This window comes from Pantoea sp. Morm (genome assembly GCF_016643525.1).
Classification (GTDB): Bacteria; Pseudomonadota; Gammaproteobacteria; order Enterobacterales; family Enterobacteriaceae; genus Pantoea; species Pantoea dispersa.
Genome location: NZ_VOQX01000038.1, coordinates 25178 through 47566 on the forward strand (window position 1 = coordinate 25178; position 22389 = coordinate 47566).

The 22389-nt window shown below is 58.4% G+C and carries 20 protein-coding genes; 8 read left to right on the plus strand and 12 right to left on the minus strand.

Annotated features, from left to right (window positions below):
- The first annotated feature begins 48 nt into the window (after positions 1–48).
- Positions 49–1911 (plus strand): Lon protease family protein, encoded by a 1863-nt coding sequence (locus tag FT726_RS14620; RefSeq protein ID WP_136545690.1) that lies wholly within the window; start codon positions 49–51, stop codon positions 1909–1911.
- 67 nt (positions 1912–1978) lie between these two features.
- On the plus strand, positions 1979–2497 hold the full coding sequence (fabA, locus tag FT726_RS14625; RefSeq protein WP_010616565.1) for a bifunctional 3-hydroxydecanoyl-ACP dehydratase/trans-2-decenoyl-ACP isomerase: 519 nt from the start codon (positions 1979–1981) through the stop codon (positions 2495–2497).
- A gap of 65 nt (positions 2498–2562) precedes the next feature.
- Here fabA and rmf read toward each other — a convergent pair whose 3' ends face one another.
- From rmf to rlmKL, 6 genes are all read right to left on the minus strand, one after another.
- A complete protein-coding gene (gene rmf, locus FT726_RS14630) occupies positions 2563–2730 on the minus strand; it encodes a ribosome modulation factor (RefSeq protein ID WP_013508548.1) in 168 nt (55 codons plus the stop codon).
- A gap of 267 nt (positions 2731–2997) precedes the next feature.
- Positions 2998–3564: a membrane integrity-associated transporter subunit PqiC gene (pqiC, locus tag FT726_RS14635; RefSeq protein ID WP_288422702.1), complete on the minus strand. Its 567-nt coding sequence runs from the start codon at positions 3562–3564 to the stop codon at positions 2998–3000.
- Positions 3561–5204: an intermembrane transport protein PqiB gene (gene pqiB, locus FT726_RS14640; protein WP_021508311.1), complete on the minus strand. Its 1644-nt coding sequence runs from the start codon at positions 5202–5204 to the stop codon at positions 3561–3563. Before pqiB ends, pqiC begins: the two co-directional genes overlap by 4 nt.
- Positions 5176–6459, minus strand: a complete 1284-nt coding sequence (pqiA, locus tag FT726_RS14645; protein WP_150058373.1) for a membrane integrity-associated transporter subunit PqiA — start codon at positions 6457–6459, stop codon at positions 5176–5178. Before pqiA ends, pqiB begins: the two co-directional genes overlap by 29 nt.
- Positions 6460–6475: 16 nt before the next feature.
- Positions 6476–8383 (minus strand): ABC transporter ATP-binding protein, encoded by a 1908-nt coding sequence (locus FT726_RS14650; protein WP_346302965.1) that lies wholly within the window; start codon positions 8381–8383, stop codon positions 6476–6478.
- Positions 8384–8388: 5 nt separating this feature from the next.
- Positions 8389–10506 carry a bifunctional 23S rRNA (guanine(2069)-N(7))-methyltransferase RlmK/23S rRNA (guanine(2445)-N(2))-methyltransferase RlmL gene (gene rlmKL, locus FT726_RS14655; RefSeq protein WP_346302966.1) on the minus strand — a complete coding sequence of 706 codons (2118 nt, stop codon included), beginning with the start codon at positions 10504–10506 and terminating at the stop codon, positions 8389–8391.
- Positions 10507–10602: 96 nt separating this feature from the next.
- Between rlmKL and FT726_RS14660 the strand changes: the two genes are divergently transcribed.
- A complete protein-coding gene (locus FT726_RS14660) occupies positions 10603–11712 on the plus strand; it encodes a YcbX family protein (protein WP_346302967.1) in 1110 nt (369 codons plus the stop codon).
- Between the two features lie 3 nt (positions 11713–11715).
- Here the strand turns inward: FT726_RS14660 and FT726_RS14665 are convergent, their stop codons facing one another.
- The 5 genes from FT726_RS14665 to FT726_RS14685 all read right to left on the minus strand — a co-directional run bounded on the left by FT726_RS14665 (position 11716) and on the right by FT726_RS14685 (position 16955).
- Positions 11716–12258, minus strand: a complete 543-nt coding sequence (locus FT726_RS14665; protein WP_058759732.1) for a cell division protein ZapC — start codon at positions 12256–12258, stop codon at positions 11716–11718.
- Positions 12259–12408: 150 nt separating this feature from the next.
- Positions 12409–13419 carry a quinone-dependent dihydroorotate dehydrogenase gene (gene pyrD, locus FT726_RS14670; protein WP_021508317.1) on the minus strand — a complete coding sequence of 337 codons (1011 nt, stop codon included), beginning with the start codon at positions 13417–13419 and terminating at the stop codon, positions 12409–12411.
- Between the two features lie 120 nt (positions 13420–13539).
- On the minus strand, positions 13540–14544 hold the full coding sequence (locus FT726_RS14675; RefSeq protein ID WP_058780800.1) for a glycosyltransferase family A protein: 1005 nt from the start codon (positions 14542–14544) through the stop codon (positions 13540–13542).
- On the minus strand, positions 14541–16058 hold the full coding sequence (locus FT726_RS14680; RefSeq protein ID WP_021508319.1) for a lipopolysaccharide biosynthesis protein: 1518 nt from the start codon (positions 16056–16058) through the stop codon (positions 14541–14543). Before FT726_RS14680 ends, FT726_RS14675 begins: the two co-directional genes overlap by 4 nt.
- A 102-nt stretch (positions 16059–16160) precedes the next feature.
- Positions 16161–16955 (minus strand): hypothetical protein, encoded by a 795-nt coding sequence (locus FT726_RS14685; protein WP_282996587.1) that lies wholly within the window; start codon positions 16953–16955, stop codon positions 16161–16163.
- A gap of 732 nt (positions 16956–17687) precedes the next feature.
- On the opposite strand from FT726_RS14685, the gene ssuE reads away from it, so the two are divergent.
- Genes ssuE through ssuB form a run of 5 tightly spaced genes read left to right on the plus strand, consistent with a single transcriptional unit; the run spans position 17688 to position 21956 of the window.
- Positions 17688–18239, plus strand: a complete 552-nt coding sequence (gene ssuE / locus FT726_RS14690) for an NADPH-dependent FMN reductase (protein ID WP_104092779.1) — start codon at positions 17688–17690, stop codon at positions 18237–18239.
- Positions 18240–18249: 10 nt separating this feature from the next.
- Positions 18250–19209, plus strand: a complete 960-nt coding sequence (locus tag FT726_RS14695; protein WP_072209001.1) for a sulfonate ABC transporter substrate-binding protein — start codon at positions 18250–18252, stop codon at positions 19207–19209.
- 11 nt (positions 19210–19220) lie between these two features.
- Complete coding sequence (gene ssuD / locus FT726_RS14700) at positions 19221–20366, plus strand: FMNH2-dependent alkanesulfonate monooxygenase (protein ID WP_150058379.1); 1146 nt, start codon at positions 19221–19223, stop codon at positions 20364–20366.
- A 10-nt stretch (positions 20367–20376) separates the two neighbouring features.
- Positions 20377–21168, plus strand: coding sequence for an aliphatic sulfonate ABC transporter permease SsuC (gene ssuC / locus FT726_RS14705; RefSeq protein WP_125308465.1), 792 nt, complete (start codon positions 20377–20379; stop codon positions 21166–21168).
- Positions 21165–21956 (plus strand): aliphatic sulfonates ABC transporter ATP-binding protein, encoded by a 792-nt coding sequence (ssuB, locus tag FT726_RS14710; RefSeq protein ID WP_021508325.1) that lies wholly within the window; start codon positions 21165–21167, stop codon positions 21954–21956. The genes ssuC and ssuB overlap by 4 nt, the downstream gene beginning before the upstream one ends.
- Positions 21957–22120: 164 nt before the next feature.
- Here the strand turns inward: ssuB and FT726_RS14715 are convergent.
- Positions 22121–22389: aminopeptidase N C-terminal domain-containing protein (locus FT726_RS14715; protein ID WP_346302968.1), on the minus strand; the 269-nt coding region annotated here is incomplete at its 5' end.

Sequence of the window (22389 nt, forward strand, 5' to 3'; positions counted from 1 at the left end):
TCTCATCGTGATCACGTAACAAACTAAGAATAACAGCTTTTTTCCCGGATGCAGCAAGGAAAAACATGTTGCGGCCATCACAGTTCAGGCCGGAAGTGCGCCGTGCTTAACCGGGTTGAATCCTGTATAATCGCGCTTTTCCTGAACCAGACTAATGCGAATATTTTGACCAGCACTCAACTTACGTGGCAAGCCCTGCAGCCGGATAGCTCACGCTACCAATCACTTTTCTCAACCGTCTCTCTGGAAGATAGCGATACGCTTGCCGCGGTTCAGCCGCGTCTGCTGAATGCGCTGGCGCATTTACATCATCAAACGCTGGGCTTTCCGCTGCTGCTATTACGCAGCCAGGAAAACAGTGATTATCTGGCGTGGATTGCCGAGGCGGCGCAGCGCTTTCAGCCTGACGAGGACGCGCTGTACGGCGGTGATTACCATGTGATGGGCGACAACGTCAGCCTGCAACCGCCTGTCGATGCCAGCCGTCCCTTCACCAGCACCGGCGGCGTGCATTACGCCGACTGGATTGAGTCCGAGCAGCTGTTTGGCTGCGTGCGTCAGTATAAAGATCGCGTACAGCTGGAGCCCGGTCTGCTGCATCAGGCTAACGGTGGCACGCTGATTCTGTCGATCAATACCCTGCTGGCGCAGCCGCTGCTGTGGTTGCGCCTGCGCAAAGTGATTGAGCTGGGCCGCTTTGACTGGTATTCACCGGACGAGCGCCGCCCGTTGCCGGTCACCATTCCCCCGCTGCCGCTGCAGCTGCGTCTGATTTTATGCGGCGATCGCGAGGCGCTGGCCAGCTTCCAGGAACTGGACGTTGAAGTGCACGAAATGGCGCTTTACAGCGAGTTCGAAGAGAATCTCCAGCTGGTTGATGAGGAGGATATGGCCAACTGGTGCCGCTGGACGCTATGTCAGGCGGAGCTGGCCGGTCTGACGCCACCCGAAGCTGATTTCTGGCCGCTGCTGATCCAGGAAGCGGTGCGTCTGACCGGCGATCAGGACACGCTGCCGCTGTGCCCGCGCTGGCTGCGCCGTCAGCTGCAGGAAGCCGCGCTGCACGGTGAGACACTGAATGGTGAGGCGCTGAAAGAGGCGCTGGAAGCACGCCAGTGGCGCGAGAGTTTCCTTGCCGACCGGATGCGCGATGAGATCCTGTTAAATCAGATCATGATCGAAACGGAAGGCGAAGTAGTTGGTCAGATCAACGGCCTGTCGGTGATTGAATTCCCTGGTCATCCACGTCCGTGGGGCGAGCCATCACGCATTACCTGTGTTGTGCACCCGGGCGATGGCGAGTTTACCGACGTGGAGCGCAAAGCGGAGCTTGGCGGCAACATCCACGCCAAAGGCATGATGATCATGCAGGCATATCTGATTTCCGAGCTGGAGCTGGAACAGCAGCTGCCCTTCTCGGCATCGCTGGTGTTTGAGCAGTCTTACTCCGAAGTCGACGGTGACAGCGCCTCGCTGGCCGAGCTGTGCGTGCTGATCAGCGCGCTGGCAAACCAGCCGCTGAACCAGCAGATTGCCGTTACCGGTTCGGTGGACCAGTTTGGTAATGTGCAGCCGGTGGGTGGTCTGAATGAGAAAATCGAAGGCTTCTTCCACATCTGCCAGTCGCGTGAGCTGACCGGCAAACAGGGCGTGATTCTGCCTGCCAGCAACGTGCGCCATCTCAGCCTCAGCGACGACGTGGTAGAAGCGGTGCAGCAGGGCCAGTTCCATATCTGGGCGATTGAGCGCGTTGACGAAGCGCTGCCGCTGTTAACCGGTATTGCCTGGCAGAGCGAAAGCGGCGACTCGCTGCTGAGCACCATTCAGGAGCGCATTACTCAGCTCAATCAGCAGGAAAACCGACCGCGGCCCTGGCCATTACGCTGGCTCAACTGGTTCAACCACAGCTGATTACATTGCCCAGCGTACAACTGTTCGCTAATATTCGGGCTTCACTAAAAGAAGGCATATTGAGAACATGGTAGATAAACGCGAATCCTATAGCAAAGAAGACCTGATTGCCTCTGGTCGCGGCGAACTGTTTGGCGAGAATGGCCCACCGCTTCCGTCTGACAACATGTTGATGATGGACCGCGTGGTCAAAATGACCGAAGACGGCGGCAAATTTGATAAAGGTTATGTGGAAGCCGAACTGGATATCCGCCCTGACCTGTGGTTCTTTGATTGTCACTTTAAAGGCGATCCGGTGATGCCAGGCTGTCTGGGTCTGGATGCTATGTGGCAGCTGGTTGGCTTCTATCTCGGCTGGCTGGGTGCGGAAGGTAAAGGCCGTGCGCTGGGTGTGGGTGAAGTGAAATTCACCGGCCAGGTTCTGCCGACGGCGAAGCTGGTTACTTACAAAATTCACTTCAAACGCGTCATCAACCGCAAGCTGGTGATGGGCGTGGCCGATGGCGAAGTGTTCGTCGACGGTAACCTGATTTACACCGCGACTGACCTGAAAGTGGGCCTGTTTAAAGACACTTCAGCGTTCTGACCCGCCAACAAAAACCTCCGCACGCAGCGGAGGTTTTTTTCCTGTTTACAGACATCCGACGGTGCCTAAGCCACCGCCGACCTGTCCTCCATGGCTTGTCGCCAACCTCCCAACCAGTGAGACCGGGCATCGATCATTTGATAAGGGCATATCTCTTTTGAGCGGCCGGTAATGCCTGCCTGATAGCCTCGTGAATGTGCTCGTTCCAGGCGGTCTCTCTTCTGTCTCTTCATACCTCGTTTCCCTCATTTCAGGTCTGGTGGAATCTGGTGGAAAGAAAGAGTGGTGAATTAATGTTCAACCACAGTAATGTTCTAACCTGTGGTGGGTGAAAGGTCAATGCGCAAAATTCACGCCAATGTCATCAATTTGCCGTGAAATCGACACAAATCCCTCAGTGCTACCGCCATATCTGGCTGATTCCGCAATAAAAAAGTCCCTGATTTGCGCGCCGTCACATAACGGCAAATCAGGGACTTAGCATAAGCATCGAACAAATCCTAATTTAGCGTCACCACGCTGTTAGCGATTTGCTGTGCCGTTTGCTGCCAGCCGAGCGCCAGCGTGCGCACCAGCGCATCGTAGCCATCTTCGGTCTGCGGCAGCGTCAGATTAAAGCCATGTTTGATAAGCCGGCCTTGATGTTGTAACAGCCATTCACCGCTTACGACCACCTTGCCGTCATAGCGGCCATGGAAGCCGGTGACGTGCACGCTGAGCGTATCGTGCGTGTCACCCAGCGGCTGACTGGCCACCAGCCGGCCGGGCAACGCCTGGCCGAGGTTACTCACCAGTGTCTGCTGCAGCTGCTGGTCGAGCGGACTGGCCCACAGATTATTGGCGGCAATCACGTACTTCACGTCGCTGGTTTGATAAACCAACCCGTTGCCGGCGAGATAATCCGGCACGCTCACCTGTTCAACCCAAATCATCGGCTGGCTGGCGGAGGCGTCACTGCTGACGCGCGCCATATTGCTGCCCGCAGGCAGCTGGTAATAAGTGGTGTCGATGGTGCTGCTGCAGCCCGCCAGCAGCAGCACAGCACCGATAATCAGCCCTTTATTCACTGTTTCGCCCTCTTTGGCTGCGGATCCTGACCCGGTTTGGCTTCAAATACCAGCGCGTTGCTCTTGCTGTTGAGCGTTTTCAGCACCGGCTGCAATTCGCGCAGCACCTGGTCAAGGCGCTGCATGTCGCCCACCAGTTTGTTATAGGCTGGCGATCCCGGCTGCAGCCCCTTCATGCTGCGATTAAGCTCGCGCAGGGTTTGCTGCATATCGGCCGGCAGCGTTTTCATCGCCGGGTTGGCGGTGATCTGATTGAGGTTATCCAGCGTTTTCTGCAGCTGCTGCAGGGTGCGCTGGCTCTCTTTCAGCGTGCCGGTGGCCTGGTTGATCATCGGGTTGAGCGGCAGCGCGTTGATCTTATCCAGCGCCGCCATCAGTTTCTGCTGAATCTGGCTCAGGCCGCCGCTCACGGTCGGAATCACTTCCAGCCCCGCCACTTCGTTCGGTCCTTTGTAAGCCGGTGCATTGTCATAGAAGTCGAGATCGACAAACAGCGCACCGGACAGCAGGTTGCCGGTTTTCAGCGTGGCGCGCAGGCCGCGTTTCTTACCATCCTGCAGATGCTGTTCAAGATTGAAGTCACCACCCAGACGGCTGATAAAGCGGTCCGGCTCGATGCGGATCAGCACCGGCACGCGGTAATCAGTGTTCAGCGCCTGATTCACGCCCGGGATCATGTAAGGCACCTGAGCCACGGTACCAAGACGAATGCCGCGGAACTCTACCGGAGCGCCGACCTGCAGACCACGAATCGAGTCGCTGAAGAACATCAGGAAATCAGTGTGTTTGGTGTACAGCGAATCCTGAATGCTGCGCTGGTCGTCATACAGATGGTAGTCGTCCTGATTTTTGGCCAGCTCGCCGAGTTCCCAGCCGTCCGGCACGTCAAAGCTCACACCACCGCTAAACAGGGTCGTCAGCGAGCCCATTTCGACGCGCATGCCGGAAGCGGACATATCCACCGCAATGCCGCTGTCTTTCCAGAAGCGCACATTGGTGGTAATCAGGCGATCGTAAGGCGCGGCGATGAACAGCTGATAGGTCATCATGCGCTTGTCGGTATCAAAGGTGCTTGTTTCCACCGTACCGACGCGATAGCCGCGGAACAGCACCGGATCGCCCGGATTAAGCTGGCCGGCTTTTTTGCTGTCGAGGATGACGCGAATACCTTTGGCATCCGGCGGGGCCAGCGGCGGCGCATCGAGCAGCTGATAGTGCTCTGGCTTATCCCCTTTGGCGCCGGGCTGCAGTTCAATGTAGGCGCCGGAGAGCAGCGTACCGAGGCCCGTCACCCCTTCCCGGCCAATCTGCGGCTTCACCACCCAAAACACGCTGTCTTTATGCAGCAGTTTTTCCATGCCGGCATTCAGGCGCGCGGTGATCTCCACATGGTGCAGATCGTCCGTCAGCACCGCGCTTTCGACGGTGCCCACGTCGACGCTGCGGCTTTTAATAGTGGTTTTACCGGCCACAATGCCTTCGGCGTTTTCGGTGATCAGCGTGACCTGCGGTCCCTGATGGCTGAAGTGATAAAACAGAATCCATCCGCCGATTAACAGCGTGACGATAGGTACGATCCACACCGGCGACCAGCGTTTAATCTGGTCGACGTTAGCAATGCCGTGTTGGTTGTCCGTCAAGACGCGGCTCCTTACGTTCAGTTTCCTGTAGGCGATCCCAAATCAGGCGCGGATCAAACGTCATGGCAGCGAACATAGTCAGGATCACCACCAGCGCAAACAATAGCGCGCCTGGCGCAGGGTAAACACTCATCAGCTGGCCCATGCGCACCAGCGCAGAAAGCACAGCGATCACAAACACATCAATCATTGACCAGCGGCCAACAAACTCCACCACCTCATAAATCAGGTGCATCTTCTCGCTGTCGCGCCGGCCGCGGCCGCTGGCGTGCCAGCACAGCCAGCCAATCGCCACCATCTTCAGCGAAGGCACCATAATACTGGCGATAAAAATCACCAGCGCGACCGGCCAGGAGCCATCGCTCCACAGCAAAATGACGCCGGCCATAATGTTGGACGGATACTGCGAGCCGAGCGTTTCGGTCACCATGATCGGCATAATATTCGACGGGATATACAGCATCACCGAGGTGATCAGCAGCGCCAGCGTCCACTGCAGGCTGTGCTGCCTGCGCGGCGCAGCGCTCACGCCGCAGCGCGGACAGGTTCTCTGCGCGGCCGGCAGAATCGCGGTGCAGCACGGACAGCTGCGCAACCCCTGCTTTAGTCCGCTGATGCCCGCCTGCGGCGTTTGCGCCAGCGGCGGCAGCGGATCGATGCGCTGCCAGACCCAGCGGCGATCGACGCACTGAAACGCACGCAACTGCAGCAGACAAAACAGGCACCACGGCCAGAAGCTGCTGCCAAGGCCAATTTCACCGTACGCCATCAGTTTGACGAAGCTGACCAGCACGCCGGCCATGAAAATTTCCGCCATACCCCAGCTGCGCAATTGAAACAGAATACGTGCCAGCCCGAGTCGCAGGCTGTGCGGCAGGCGCACCGGATTCACCAGCAGCAGAATGGCGATCATGCAGAAAGCCGGAATGCCCTGCACAAACAGCAGGAACAGCGTGGCGAGGCTGCGATAATCCTCGCGATCCATCACCTGCGGAATGGCCATCAGCGAGATCTGGCTGCTGAGACCGGCCACATGCATGCTGATAAACGGAAACAGATTGGCCAGCAGCAGCATAAACAGCGCCGCCAGCGCATAGCCGGTAGGACGTTTACGCGGTTCGTGCCAGTTAGCCACCAGCGTGGTGTGACAGCGCGGACAGCGCGCACGGCTGCCCACCGGTACGGCGGGCAGTTTTACGGTTAAATCACACTGCGGACAGAGCATCCAGTGCTGCGTCTGATGCGTGGCACACATGCTGACTCCCTCTGCGTTATGCGCCGTTTTTCAGCGCTTCCAGCTCTTCCCACCGTTCAAAGGTGGTTTCCAGCTCCTGCTCCGCCTGCGCCAGCGCATCCAGCACCGGCTGCGTTTTGTCGTGCGGCTGGCTGAAGAAGTCCGGATGACTCATCTGCGCCTGCAGCTCACCGATACGCGTCTCCAGCTGCTCCAGCTTTTGCGGCAGCTGTTCCAGTTCACGCGTCAGGTTATAGCTTAGCTTGCCTGCGCTGCGTTTGGGGGCATCGGCTTTTTCTGCCGGTTTAGCCGCTGCGCTTTTGACCGGTGCGGCTTTGGTCTGTTTGTAGGCAGCGCGCTGCTGCTGCGCATCATGGTAGCCACCGACGAAGGTACCGATCTCGCCGTTGCCTTCAAAGATCCAGCATTCGGTCACGGTGTTATCCACAAACTGACGATCGTGGCTCACCAGCAGCACGGTGCCCTGGTAGCCATCCACCAGCTCTTCCAGCAGCTCGAGCGTTTCGACGTCAAGGTCGTTGGTCGGTTCGTCAAGGATCAGCAGGTTACTGGGCTTGAGGAACAGACGCGCCAGCAGCAGGCGGTTACGCTCGCCGCCGGACAGCGCACGCACCGGCGTCATGGCGCGTTTCGGGTGGAATAGGAAGTCCTGCAGATAGCCGAGCACGTGGCGCGGCTTGCCGTTGACCATCACTTCCTGTTTGCCTTCCGCCAGGTTATCCATCACGGTTTTATCCGGATCGAGCTCCGCGCGGTGCTGATCGAAGTAGGCGATTTCCAGTTTGGTGCCGCAGTGCACGCGACCGGCACCCGCCTTCAGCTGGCCGAGCATCAGGCGCAGCAGCGTGGTTTTACCGCAGCCGTTCGGGCCAATCAGGGCGATTTTGTCGCCGCGCTGCACCTGGGTGGAGAAATCCTTCACCAGCGTTTTGCCGTCAACGCCGTAATCCACGTTTTCCAGCTCAAAGACGATTTTGCCGGAACGCGCCGCTTCACCGACCTGCATATTGGCTTTGCCCATCACGTCACGCCGTTCGGAGCGTTCACGACGCAGCGCTTTCAGCGCGCGCACGCGGCCTTCGTTACGGGTGCGACGCGCTTTGATGCCCTGGCGAATCCACACTTCTTCCTGCGCCAGCTTGCGGTCGAATTCGGCGTTTTGCATCTCTTCAACGCGCAGCGCTTCCTCTTTGCCCAGCAGGAACTGATCGTAATCGCCCGGCCACGACACCAGTTTGCCGCGATCGAGGTCGACGATGCGCGTCGCCATATTGCGGATAAACGAGCGGTCGTGCGAAATAAACACGATGCTGCCGTTGAAGGTTTTCAGGAAGCTTTCCAGCCAGTCGATGGTTTCAATATCGAGGTGGTTAGTCGGTTCGTCGAGCATCAGCACGCGCGGGTTACTGACCAGCGCTCGGCCCAGCGCGGCTTTACGCAGCCAGCCACCGGAGAGTGACGACAGCTCGGTGTCCGGCTGCAGCCCGATTTGCTGCAGCACATCGTTGATGCGGCTGTCGAGCTGCCACAGGTTGTGATGGTCGAGAATCGTCTGCAGTCGTCCCATTTCGTTGAGGTTTTTCTCGCTCGGATCTTCCATCACCAGGTGCGATATGGCGTGGTAGGCCTTGAGGTGCTCAGCCTGTTCGGCCACGCCTTCAGCAACGAAGTCATACACCGAACCGGTGATATTGCGTGGCGGATCCTGTTGCAGCCGCGCAACCACCAAATCCTGCTCATAAATAATGCGGCCGTCATCCAGCGGCTGTTCGCCGTTGATGATTTTCATCAGCGTCGATTTACCGGCGCCGTTGCGCCCAACCAGACAGACGCGCTCGCCCTCTTCGATATGCAGTTCGGTGTTATCCAACAGCGGCGCATCGCTGAACGACAGGTAAGCGCCATGGATACTGATCAGTGACATAAAACTTATTCCTTACCGGCGTGGCTTACCAGCCAGCAGTTGTGAATTTGACGGTTGCGCGCAAAGTCCTGCGACAGCGTTTTTTGCGTAATTTCCTGCGCCTGCAGACCCAGACGCTGCAAGCCGTCCAGATCCATTTTGAAGCCGCGCTTGTTATTGGAGAACATAATGGTGCCGCCGCGGCGCAGCATGCGCTTCAGGTTCTGCAGCAGCATCAGGTGGTCGCGCTGCACATCGAAGTCATCTTCCATGCGTTTGGAGTTGGAGAAGGTCGGCGGATCGATAAAGATCAGATCGAACTGCTCATCGCTTTCGCGCAGCCAGCTCAGGCAGTCCGCCTGCATCAGGCGATGCTGGCGCCCGGTTAATCCGTTCAGGCGCAGGTTACGTTCGGCCCACTCCAGATAGGTGCGCGACATATCAACCGTGGTGGTGGATTTGGAGCCGCCCAGCCCGGCGTGCACGCTGGCGCTACCGGTATAGGAGAACAGGTTAAGGAAATCTTTCCCCTGGCTCATCTGGCCCAGCATCTGGCGCGCGATACGGTGGTCGAGGAACAGGCCGGTATCGAGATAATCCGTCAGGTTCACCAGCAGCCGCGCGTTAAACTCCTGCACTTCAAAGAATTCGCCCTTCTCGCTCAGCTTCTGGTACTGGTTTTTGCCCTTCTGCCGTTCGCGGGTTTTCAGCACCAGGCGATTGGCCGGTATCTCCAGCACGCTCAGCGTGGCACCGATCACGTCAAACAGGCGCTGACGCGCTTTGGTCGCATCCACGGTTTTCGGCGGCGCGTACTCCTGAATCACTACCCAGTCGGCGTAGCGATCGACCGCCACGTTATACTCCGGCAGATCGGCGTCATACAGACGGTAGCAGTCAATATTCGACTGGCGCGCCCACTTGTCCAGTTTTTTGCTGTTCTTACGCAGGCGGTTAGCAAAGTCTTCGGCAATCTGTGCGCCGCCTTCGGCGCTGTTCGCCGCCAGCTGGTAGTTCTTCTGTACGCACTCCAGCGGACCGTTTTTCGCTTTAAACTGGCGATCGGCGCGCAGCTGCAGGCAGCTGAGCAGCTCGGGTGAGGCGCTGAACAGCGACAAATTCCAGCCGCCAAACTGCTGTTTCATGATGCGGCCCAGCTGGCTGTGCAGCGCAATCAGCGCCGGCTCGCTCTCCAGACGCTCACCGTACGGCGGGTTACTCAGCACCGTACCGCGCATCGCTTCGCCCGCCAGCGGATTTTTCAGCTGCAGCACATCCTGCTGCGCAAAGGTGAACAGATCGAACACGCCGGCGCGGCGCGCGTTGGCACGTGCCCACTCCAGCACGCGACCATCATTATCATAGCCAAAGAAGCGTGACGTGGTGGCGGCCGTGCCGGCGCGCGCACGCTGCAGCGCGTCGCTGCGCACCTCCTGCCACAGCGCGCTGTTGTGGCGTTTCCAGCGGCTGAAGCCCCAGTGCGAACGCAGCAGGCCCGGCGCGCGATCGCAGGCGATCAGCGCCGCTTCAATCAGCAGCGTACCGGAGCCGCACATCGGATCGACCAGCGGCGTGCCGTTCTGCCAGCCGGAGCGCATCACAATCGCCGCCGCCAGGTTCTCTTTCAGCGGTGCCTGGCCGGTTTGCTGGCGATAGCCGCGCTGATGCAGTGCGGTGCCGCTCAGATCCAGCGCGATGCTAACGCGATCTTTGTTCAGCCACGCGTTAATGCGGATGCCCGGCTGCTCGCGATCGACACTCGGACGCTCCAGATTCAGCCGGGTGAAGCTATCGACAATCGCATCTTTGATGCGCAGCGCACCAAACTGACTGTTGCGAATCACCTCATTGGTGCCGCTGAAGTGGATGGCGAACGTGGTGTTGCTGTCAAACAGCTCGCTCCACGGGATGCTTTGCGCGCCGACGTAGAGATCGAGATCGCTCCAGACGCCGAATTCTCCCAGCGGCAGCAAAATACGTGAAGCCAGACGGCTCCACAGCAGGCTTTGGTACATTACGCGGTCGTCGGCTCGGAAGTGGACGCCGCCCTGCACCACCTGCAAATCCTGCGCACCCAGCGCGTCCAGCTCAGTTTTCAACAGCTCTTCGAGCCCACGCGCCGTACTGGCAAACAGAGAATTCATATCGTCACTTTTACTCTTGCTAAAATTGTTGCGCATTATAGCGAATCAGCGTCCTATGTCATAAAGTTAGCTTCTTTTTGTCTGTACGGAGTTGTGATGATTACCCTGTCTCGCCTGTATATTCACCCGGTTAAATCGATGCGTGGTTTGCAGCTGTCACACGCGCAGGTGCTGGAAAGCGGTCTGGCCTTCGATCGCATCTTTATGGTGACCGAAGCGGACGGGACCTTTATTACCGCCCGCCAGTTTCCGGAGATGGTGCGTTTCACGCCCGCCCTGCTGCCCGACGGGCTATTCATCACCGCGCCGGACGGCAGCCAGGCGCTGATCCGCTTCAGCGATTTCAGCACCCAGCCGGCACCGACGGAAGTGTGGGGCAACCAGTTCACTGCGCGCATTGCGCCTGACACCATCAACCAGTGGCTGAGCGGCTTTTTCCCGCGCCCGGTGCAACTGCGCTGGGTTGGCCCTGAGCCGTCACGCCGGGTAAAACGCTTCGACCAGGTCCCGCTGGGGTTCGCTGACGGTTTCCCTTACCTGCTGGTCAACATGGCGTCGCTGCAGGATCTGCAGCAGCGCTGTCCGGCCAGCGTGCGGCTGGAGCAGTTCCGCCCCAATCTGATCGTCAGCGGCGCCAGCGCCTGGGACGAGGACAGCTGGAAACGTATTAAGATCGGCGAGATCACCTTCGAGATGCCGAAGCCGTGCAGCCGCTGCGTGTTTACCACCATCGGCATCGAAAGCGGCCGCAAACATCCGCAGGGCGAACCGCTTGCCACGCTGCAGCGTTTCCGCAGCGCCCAGGACGGCAGCGGTGATATCGATTTCGGCCTGAATCTGATTGCGCTTAACAGCGGTATCGTGCGCGTCGGCGATACGGTTGAAGTGCTGGAACGGCAGACGCCGCGCGCTTACGGTGCCGGTGAGGTGGTGGAAACGCTGCAGGCGGCCAGCAGCGCGCCGGCCGCCGTGACCATTGGCTATCAGGGTCAGCAGTTTGCCGGCGATAATCAGCAGGTATTACTGGAACAGCTGGAGATGCAGGGCTTTCGCATTCCCTATTCGTGTCGGGCCGGAATCTGCGGCAGCTGCAAAATGACGCTGGTGTCGGGTGATGTGAAGGCGCTGAAGCAGAGCGCGGTGCGCGGCGACGGCACCATTCTCAGCTGCAGCTGTATTCCGGACGGAGATATCGAACTGGCGTAAGTGCTACACCGCGCGGGCGAAGGGCGCGCTGCTCTCCTGCAACTGTGGCTGCAGGCGATCGTTCATGATCTTGATGGCATCGCCGAGCTGCATCCCTTTGCCCGCCACCGTCAGCGCACTCTGCGCCAGCAGACAGAGCGCGGCATTCTCGCCGCTCTCGACCACCAGCAGCTGTGCCTGTTCGCCGCTGTCGGCCAGCGTTACCGCCACCATATCGCCCGCGACGGGCTGCCAGCTGTGCGCATGGCTGGTGAAGTGCCAGCTTTTCGGCATCAGCGGCTTAAGGAAACGGCTGGCCACCAGCGCATTCAGCACCAGCTCGGCGCGCTGATCGCTTTTTAAACCGCTCTGGCGACAGCGCTCTTCAAAAGTAAAATAAAGCGCAGCGTCATCAACGCAAAAACCGCTGTCATTAAAGGCATCGGGCGTCAGCATTTTGCGCGAGAAGCGCGAGCGAAATAACATTCCATCGGCCAGATCCAGCATCATCCGGTCATGCTCTGCGTCAAAATACCAACGCCAGTTGTCATCGGGTTTGATTTTCATGGGGTGCCCTGTGGATTTACGCTGCGCTAAACGGCGCTGAAATTTAAAATATTGCTTTAAGGAAAAAGCTGAAAATTGTACGAACAGGACAAAATATAAACGAGCCGGAGGGAGAAATAAACCCCCCGGCCAGGGAAAGTGAGAAATGTCTTAGAGATGGGTCACGATATCTTTAATTAAACCTGGACCTTTATAAATAAAGCCGGAGTATATCTGCACCAGCGTTGCGCCAGCCGCCATTTTTTCCCGTGCCGCGACCAGCGAATCAATGCCACCGACGCCAATAATAGGCAGACGTCCCTGCAGCTCCTGCGCCAGACGGCGAATCACCTCGGTACTGCGCGACTGTACCGGACGGCCACTTAATCCCCCCGCTTCGTCGGCATATTTCAGCCCGCTCACCAGCGAACGATCGAGCGTGGTATTGGTGGCGATCACGCCGTCTATTTCGTGGCGCACTAAACTGTCGGCAACCTGGATCAATTCTTCTTCAGAAAGATCCGGCGCGATCTTCACCGCCACCGGCACATATTTCAGATGGCTTTCCTGCAGCGCCCGCTGTTTTAATTTAATCGCCGACAGCAGATCGTCCAGCGCTTCGCCATATTGCAGCGAACGTAATCCGGGGGTATTCGGTGAGGAAATATTGATGGCAATATAACCGGCGTGCGCATACACCTTTTCCATGCAGGTGAGATAATCGTCTTTGCCCTGCTCTACCGGCGTGTCTTTATTTTTACCAATATTGATGCCGAGCACGCCTTTAAAGCGCGCCTTTTTCACATTCTCTACCAGGTGATCAACGCCGAGATTATTAAACCCCATGCGGTTAATGATACCCTCCGCCGCCACCAGCCGGAACATGCGGGGTTTGTCATTGCCCGGCTGTGCGCGTGGCGTCACCGTGCCCACTTCAACAAAGCCAAAGCCCATGGCGCCAAAGGCATCAATGCACTCCGCGTTCTTATCCAGACCCGCAGCCAGACCCAGCGCGTTCGGAAAGGTCAGCCCCATACAGGTCACCGGGCGTGACGGCAGCGACTGACGAATCAGCCCTTCCAGCGGCGTGCCGCTGATGAAGCGTAACTGTTGAAAGGTGAGTTCGTGCGCGCGCTCTGGATCGAGCTTAAACAGCGCCGGCCGGACGATAGGATATAGCATGCACTCTCCTGAATGGCGGAAGCTTCGTGAAAGTCGGGTGCACGGGAATTTGTGCGCCAGAATGGTAAGGTGCTCTGGCGCAAAAGTAAATTACTCTGGGATGCAACAATTTGATCGGTATCAGCGTCGGGCGGAATAGCGTCCCAGACGATCGCGGCAGGCCTGTAAGCCGCTGTAAATCGCCGGGCAATACCACAGCAGTTTCAGACGCGCGTTGTGCTGTAACACTTTACGCACCAGCTGATTCACCTGCGGCTGCCATTCAGCGGGCACCGTCATGTGATTTTTGCGGATTTGCGTCAGGCAGCCGTGCATCACCGTCTGGTAATAATCGTCCAGCAGCGCCTCATCATGCGGCAGTTGCTGCTGCTGCAGGAACTGCTCACTGCCGGCGCGGGCGATAAAGTAATTTTTCACCCATGAGAAGTCGCGCGTGCTCTGCGACAGTGAACTCAGCATAAAGCGTTTGTAGTAGTAGCTCTGGCTGGTGCAGTACAGCGCCCGCGCCTGCAGGTAGAGGGCGAACATAAAAGGCGCGTCTTCATGGTTCTGGATCGGCAGAAACTGCAGATCGAGCTGGTCAATCAGGCGACGCGAAATGATGCTGCTCCAGATCACCCGATGCGCCGACTGATGCTGAATCAGCGTGCGCAGCGTGGCGCTGCCGCCCGGCAGCAGGCCGCTGACGTGGCGCTGATGGATGGTCTGATAATGGCGCTGCGGCGCTGGCAGGTCGAAAAACATTTTCGCGCCAAAGCAGAACAGATCAATCTCCGGGTGACGGGCCTGCACGCGGCGGAAATCGGCGAACAGTTCAGTCGAGACGAAGTCGTCGGCATCCATAAAATAGACGAAATCGCCGCTGGCTGCGGCCAGCCCCTTCATGCGCGCGGCACTGACGCCGCCGCGTCCGCCACTCAGCAGCGTCACCTGCGGATGCTGCGCAGCAAACGCCGTCAGCCAGGCCACGCTGTCATCGCTCGAGCCATCATCAATAATGATGATCTCTTCCGGCGGCGATGACTGACGTAACAGCGACCCCAGGGTTTCCGGCAGCCAGGGCGCGCAGTTCCAGTTAGGGATAATTACCGAAACCGTCGGCGTGCGGCGTGATGTCATGCTCATCCTCTTTCCTCTGCGTTAACAAGCGGCGCGCGCAGGCGTTTTAGCACCAGGCTGTGTAACAGACAGCACACGCCAAGGTTAAAGGCCCCGATCAGCCCCAGCCACAGCAGGTTGATCCAGCGATTCTGGTTCCACTCAATCGGCAGCAGCGTGCTGAGCCAGGCAATCAGCGCCGACACCGCCCAAATCAGCGCTACGTCGCGCGTCAGCCAGCTGAAATGGATGCCCGGCGCAAAGCGGCGATGCACCAGCCACGCCCAGCCAACTAAATAGAAGATGTTTTGCCCCAGCCACAGCCAGCCGGTGCCCAGCGCCCCGTAATGGACGGCACACCAGATGTTGAGCGGCACCAGCACGACGGCAAAACAGGTGAATCCCTGCATGTGCAGTTTCAAATTGCCGTTGACGTATTGCAGGTGATACAGCAGGCCGCAGATCGCCTGGATGCCGCTGCCGAGCGCATACAGGCTAAGCACAAACGCCATCTCTTCGACAATTTGCGGTTTCTGCGTCCACGCCCACAGCAGCGGTCCGGCATAGCAGGCAATGGTGATGCTGAGCGGGGCCATAAAAATTGCTACCGCCTGGGTGGTATAGCGGTAGAGCTTCAGCGATTCGGCATCGCCCTGCTGACGGGTTTTCATGCCGGTCATGCGCGGCACAATCGCCTGCATAATCGGACTGCTCAGCAGCAGGATACCGGTCGCGGCCGTGGCGACCACGGTGAACGAGCCGTATTCACTCAGTGGCAGGGTTTTTGACAGCACCAGCCGGTCAATCTGCGAAATAAAGGTCCACACGGCACTGGAGAAGGCGGCGCTCAGCGCAAAGCGGATAAAGGGTTTGAGCACGCCTTTCAGATCGTCGCGCTTCTCTTTGCGCGCTGCGCGGGGCACCAGCTGACAGGATTTCCAGATACAGCAGGCGGCTTCGGCAATCGAGACCAGCAATTGCCAGATAAAGAAGGTCAGCAGCGGATTCGGGAACAGCTGGATCACCAGTACCGCGCCAAAAGTCCGCAGCGTGGTAATGATCAGGTTCACGCCGTTGAGCCAGACCTGATGCTCAAAACCGACAATCACGCTGCGATACGGGCTGGTACGCCAGCGAATCGCGGCGGTGATCACCATGATCGCCACGGCCACCACCACATCGCTGGCGGGTAAGTGCTGCGCATCCAGCCAGTGCGTGGCAATCCATGGCGTCGCCAGCCAGCCGAGCACCACCAGCACCAGGGTGGAGAAAAGGAAGAAGCGGGTCAGCGTGGCAAACAGCGCCGGAAACCAGACAAATTCTGCCTGATTTGCCCGGTAGCGTGCCGCCTCGCGCATCAGCGTGGTGGAAACGCCCGCGTCGAGCAGCTGCAGCCAGGTCAGCAATATAGAAAAGAAGCCCACGAGACCGTAAGCTTCCATACCTAAATGCTGAATATACAGGGGAACTACTAAAATACCTGACAGCGTCAGATAGATCTGGCCAACATAGTTGGCAATCGCGTTACGTTTGATAGACATAAAAACTCTGGCGTCTGGGTATTTTTCTCAGTGTTAACAGCGTGACACAAAAATACCTCAGCGCCCACGGGAGTAATTCTTAAAATTAACGCTGGCGCTATCTCAGCGGCTTTTTCTCATTTTCATCAGTGAGAAATAGAGGTCGGGCTGTTTCAGTAACAGTTTTTCCATTGTGCTCTGCGGTGAAAACTGATCGGCAAAGTAGCGCACCGCGTGCCGCACATTATTAGAGAACTGTGTTTCAGCGTTTAATTCCTGCTGTACCAGCTGTAATAACCCGCTGCGTAAATAACTCTGGCGATAGCGGTTTCGCTCCGGAATAAAGTGTGACAAACGGGTGACCTTTTCATACTCCGTCATAAATTGCTGATAGCTGGGCGGCGGATTAACCGTGGTGACCTCATGCTCTGCGCGGGCATCCAGCAGCCATACCGTTTGCGTATTTAACAGGCCAGCCAGCATCACATCCTGAATGCGTACCAGCGGAGCGGCATTTTTCACCAGCGCGGCGCGCAGGATAACCGCATAGTTATTCTGCTGCCACAGGCGCTGCGCCTGCAGCTGCTGGAACAGCTGCAGCGACGACTGCAGGCCGCTGCTCAGTGCGCGCGGTGCCAGTGAAAGCAGCATGCAGTTGAGCTCCGGGCGCTGATGGCTGAGCGTTGCCAATTCCTGCAACAGTGCAGCAGAGGGTGCAAAGCCGTCGGCGGCAAACAGTAAGAACGCGTCGTCGCTGACGCTCTCCGCCGCTGGCTGCGGCACAGCGTTAAACTGGCTGTGCGCGGCATCCGGCTGCAGGAGATAACACAACAGCGGATTAACGTTATCAGCCGCGACGCGCGCAGGCTGATCGGCAACCGGCTCAGCCGGATGCACTAACAGAGCAGACCTTCCCATATTCCTCTCCCTAAAAATAATACTGAATAATGGCCAGACAAAAATCCGCCCAATTAAGGCGCAAATAAGGCAGTGACTTTTTTTTAGCGTAAGAAAACTCAATCAATTATAAACAGCCCGCCGACGGCATGACAATTGGCCCTTGCCAGACTGGCTGTTTATTTGCCTTTTATTGTTAAGCGTCACTAAAGAAAGCCCCACTTAAGCGCAGAGAAAATTAGCAATACTCGTAACAGGAAACGTTGAGACATGGCTCAATTTTAATAAAAGGCTACGTTTTGACACAATTCCTCTTCAATTTAAGGCCAACTTAAAATGGAGCAGCGAAAACAGCAGGTGAGAAAAATCCTGGTAATAATTTTTAACTTAGGCCGCCATTTCTTCGCTACAGCTTAAATTACCTCATCTATTTCTTCTTAAGCCTGACGACAATGGCGCGCCCGGCGATATGTGTCGACGGTTACACCTCTGATTTAACCAGGCAACAGCGCTTTTAATCATTCTCACCTTGCCCGTGACGGAAGCCGCTAATGAAAACCCGGCAACCGGCGGGTGCAATTCAGATTAACCTTAGAGGCGCTTTTCCCTTCTTTTATAAGAGCGCGCTATTCCCGCCTGACGGCTATCCATTGCCGGATAAATCATTTACGCCTCGCCGCCTGCTCTGTCAGGATTGAACGCATCAGTTCTCAATAATTGCTAATCAATAACTTTCAGTTATAAGGAGTGACCATGCGGGTTATTACGCTGGCGGGGAGTCCGCGTTTTCCTTCACGTTCTACGGCGCTGCTGAGTGTGTGTCAGCGGGCGCTGGAAGCGCGTGGCGTTGAGGTGATTCCGTGGAACATTCACAACTTTCAGCCGGAAGATTTGCTGTATGCGCGCTTCGACTCACCGGCACTGGCCGCGCTGAAAGCGGATTTAGCGCTCGCAGAGGGGCTGATCGTCGCCACACCGATTTATAAAGCCTCTTTCTCTGGCGCGCTGAAAACCCTGCTCGACCTGCTGCCAGAGCGCGCGCTGGAACATAAAGTGGTGCTGCCGCTGGCAAGCGGCGGCAGCGTGGCGCACATGCTGGCCGTTGACTACGCGCTGAAACCGGTGCTGAACGCGCTGAAAGCGCAGGAAGTTCTGCACGGCGTGTTCGCCAGTGATACGCAAATCACCCATTACGACCGCCAGCCTGAGCTGGATGCGCTGCTGAGCGAGCGCATTGATGAGGCGCTGGAAACCTTCTGGCAGGCGCTGCACCGTCGTCATCAACCCTATGCTCAGGCTGTATAAAGGAACCGCGATGAAAAGGATGTTAACCCGCTGGCTGCTGCCAACCGTTACCGCGCTGTTTGCCCTGACCCTCGCGGCTCAGGCTGCCGAAGCGCCAGCACAATTCCGTATCGGCTATCAGAAAGGATCGGTCAGCATGGTGCTGGCCAAATCGCATCGGCTGCTGGAGCAGCGCTTCCCGGCCACCAACATTCAGTGGATCGAGTTTCCGGCCGGTCCGCAAATGCTTGAGGCACTGAACGTGGGCAGCATTGACCTGGGCAGCACCGGCGACATCCCGCCGCTGTTTGCTCAGGCCGCCGGGGCGGATTTGCTGTATGTCGGCTCGGAGCCACCGAAGCCGCAGGCCGAGGTGATTCTGGTGCCGAAGGACAGTCCCATCCACAGCGTGGCGCAACTGAAAGGCCATAAAGTGGCGTTCCAGAAAGGCTCCAGTTCGCACAATCTGCTGCTGCGCGCGCTGGAACAGGCCGGGCTGAGCTTTAACGATATTCAGCCGACTTATCTGACGCCAGCCGATGCGCGCGCCGCGTTTCAGCAGGGTGATGTTGACGCCTGGGCGATCTGGGATCCCTACTATTCCGCTGCGCTGCTGCAGGGCAACGTCCGTGTGCTGGTGGACGGCAGTAAGCTGAACCAGACCGGTTCGTTCTACCTCGCCACGCGCAGCTTTGCTACCGAGCACGGTGACTTCGTGCAGCAGGTGCTGCACACCTTTAGCGAAGCCGACGCGCTGACGCGTAGCCAGCGCCAGCAAAGTATCGATCTGCTGGCACAGGCGATGGGCCTGCCGAAGCCGGTGATCGCCAGCTACCTTGACCATCGTCCGCCGACCACTATTACGCCGGTCAGCGCCCACACGGCGCAGGCCCAACAGCAAACTGCCGATCTGTTTTATGCCAACCATTTAATGCCGGTCAAAGTCACCATTGCCGATCGCATCTGGCAGCCACAGCCGGCCCGGCCATAAGGAAATTTATCATGAGCGTATCCGTATTCTGGTTTCTTCCCACCCACGGCGACGGCCACTACCTCGGTACCGCCGAAGGTGCGCGCCCGGTGGACCACGGTTATCTGCAACAGGTGGCGCAGGCCGCCGATCGCCTCGGTTTTGGTGGCGTGCTGATCCCCACCGGCCGGTCGTGTGAAGATGCGTGGCTGGTGGCCGCCTCCCTGATTCCGGTGACGCAGCGCCTGCGTTTTCTGGTGGCGCTGCGCCCGGGAGTGATTTCTCCGACGCAGGCCGCACGGCAGGCCGCCACGCTCGATCGTCTCTCCAACGGTCGCGCACTGTTTAATCTCGTCACCGGCGGCGACCCGGAAGAGCTGGCGGGCGACGGCGTTTTCCTCGATCACCGCGAGCGTTATGCCGAATCTGCGGAGTTTACCCGCGTCTGGCGCCGGGTGAGTGAAGGCGAAACGGTCGATTACGAAGGCAAGTACGTCAAAGTGCGCGGTGCACGATTGATGTTTAAAGCGGTGCAGCAGCCACGTCCACCGCTGTGGTTTGGTGGCTCATCGGATGCCGCGCAGGATTTGGCCGCGGAGCAGGTGGATGTCTATCTGACCTGGGGCGAACCGCCGGCGCTGGTCAAAGAGAAGATTGAACAGGTGCGCGCCAAAGCGGCGGCGCAGGGGCGCACGGTGCGCTTCGGCATTCGTCTGCACGTGATTGTGCGTGAAACCAATGAGGAAGCATGGCAGGCGGCAGAACGGCTCATTGCCCATCTTGACGATGCCACCATTGCTAAAGCGCAGGCGGCTTTTGCCCGCACCGATTCAGTCGGTCAGCAGCGCATGGCCGCGCTGCACGGCGGACGCCGCGATCGGCTGGAGATCAGCCCGAACCTGTGGGCTGGCGTCGGTCTGGTACGCGGCGGTGCCGGGACTGCACTAGTGGGCGACGGTCCGACGGTCGCGGCGCGTATGCAGGAGTATCAGGATCTCGGCATCGAGACCTTCATTCTGTCTGGCTATCCGCATCTGGAAGAGGCCTATCGCGTGGGCGAGCTGCTGTTCCCGCATCTCGACCTGGCCGTGCCGGAAATCCCGCAACCCCGCGTAGTGCAGGCGCACGGTGAAGCGGTCGCCAATGATTTCACCCCGCAAAAAGTCGCGCAGAGTTAAGGAGTCGCATATGGCAAAGGTCAATAAACAGCTGAGCAATGCCCTGCTGCCGTGGGCGCTGCCGGTGCTGCTGGTGGTGGTGTGGCAGATTGCCTCACAGGCTGGCTGGCTGTCGACGCGCATCCTGCCCTCGCCGGAGAATATTGTCATCACCTTCTGGCATCTCGCGGCCAGCGGTGAGTTGTGGCAACACCTCGCCATCAGCGGCTGGCGAGCGGCAATCGGCTTTGCCATTGGCGGTTCGATTGGCCTGATTCTCGGGCTGATTACCGGCACGTCGCGCACCGGCGAACGGTTGCTGGATACCTCGGTGCAGATGCTGCGTAACGTGCCGCACCTGGCGCTGATCCCGCTGGTGATTCTGTGGTTCGGCATCGACGAGTCAGCCAAAATTTTTCTTGTGGCGCTCGGCACGCTGTTCCCTATCTACCTCAATACCTATCACGGCATACGGAATATTGACCGCGGCCTGGTGGAGATGGCGCGCAGCTATGGTCTCTCCGGCTGGAGCCTGTTTATTCAGGTGATTTTGCCGGGCGCGCTGCCGTCAATCATGGTTGGCGTGCGCTTTGCCCTCGGTCTGATGTGGCTGACGCTGATCGTGGCCGAAACCATCTCGGCCAACTCCGGTATTGGCTATCTGGCAATGAACGCCCGTGAGTTTCTGCAAACCGATGTGGTGGTGGTCGCCATCATTCTCTATGCCCTGCTGGGCAAACTGGCCGACGTGACGGCACAGCTGCTGGAGCGCGTCTGGCTGCGCTGGCATCCGGCTTACCAATTGAAGGAGGAGAACGCATGAGCAACGCAACGCTAAGCCCGGCGCGCCTGAACCGCGGTACCCCGGTGGGCGTCAATGGCGTCACCAAGCAGTATGGCAATCGCACCATCCTGAATCATATCGATTTACATATTCCGGCCGGCCAGTTTGTCGCGGTGGTCGGCCGCAGCGGCTGCGGTAAAAGTACCCTGCTGCGCCTGCTGGCCGGGCTGGAATCCACCACGCACGGTGAACTGCTGGCGGGCAACGCGCCGCTGGCCGAGGCGCGCGAAGATACCCGCCTGATGTTTCAGGATGCGCGTCTGCTGCCGTGGAAGAAAGTGATTGATAACGTTGGCCTCGGTCTGAAAGGCCGCGAGTGGCGCAGCGCCGCGCTGGAAGCGCTGGCGGCGGTCGGTCTGGCCGATCGTGCACATGAGTGGCCGGCAGCGCTTTCCGGCGGACAGAAACAGCGGGTGGCACTGGCGCGGGCGCTGATTCATCGTCCCGGCCTGCTGCTGCTCGATGAACCACTCGGCGCACTTGATGCGCTGACGCGCATTGAAATGCAGGGCCTGATTGAGTCGCTCTGGCAGCAGCATAATTTTACCGTGTTGCTGGTGACGCACGATGTCAGCGAAGCGGTGGCGATGGCCGATCGCGTATTGCTGATTGAAGAGGGTCAGATCGGGCTGGATTTGGCGGTAGATTTACCGCGTCCGCGCCGCAAAGGATCGGCGCGCCTTGCCGAGCTGGAGGCCGAGGTGCTGGATCGGGTGATGAAGCGGGGAACCTCAGAGCAGCCCCTGCAGTTCGCGCAGCAGCGCTGAAGGAACAGGTGCGCATAAATGCGCACCCTACGGGATCGTGCATCGTTGCCATTAATGGTAATGAAACACGTACCGTGCGAAATCCGTGTAGGGTCGCCATTTATGGCGACCTGGGGACTACTACGCGAGTCGTACAGGGTCGCCATTTATGGCGACCTGAGTGATTATGCGTTCAGCGCTTTGGTGATCTTCTCGTACAGATCGCCGGACAGATTCTCCAGCCCTTTCAGCGTCTCCAGCGCCTTACGCATCAGCGCCTGACGGTCGGCATCATAACGCTTCAGACGAATCAGCGGCTCAATCATGCGCGCTGCCACCTGCGGGTTGCGGCGGTTGAGATCGGTCAGCATCTCCACCAGGAACTGGTAGCCGCTACCATCTTTGGCGTGGAAGGCTGCCGGATTGGCCGAGGCCAACGCGCCAATCAGCGAAC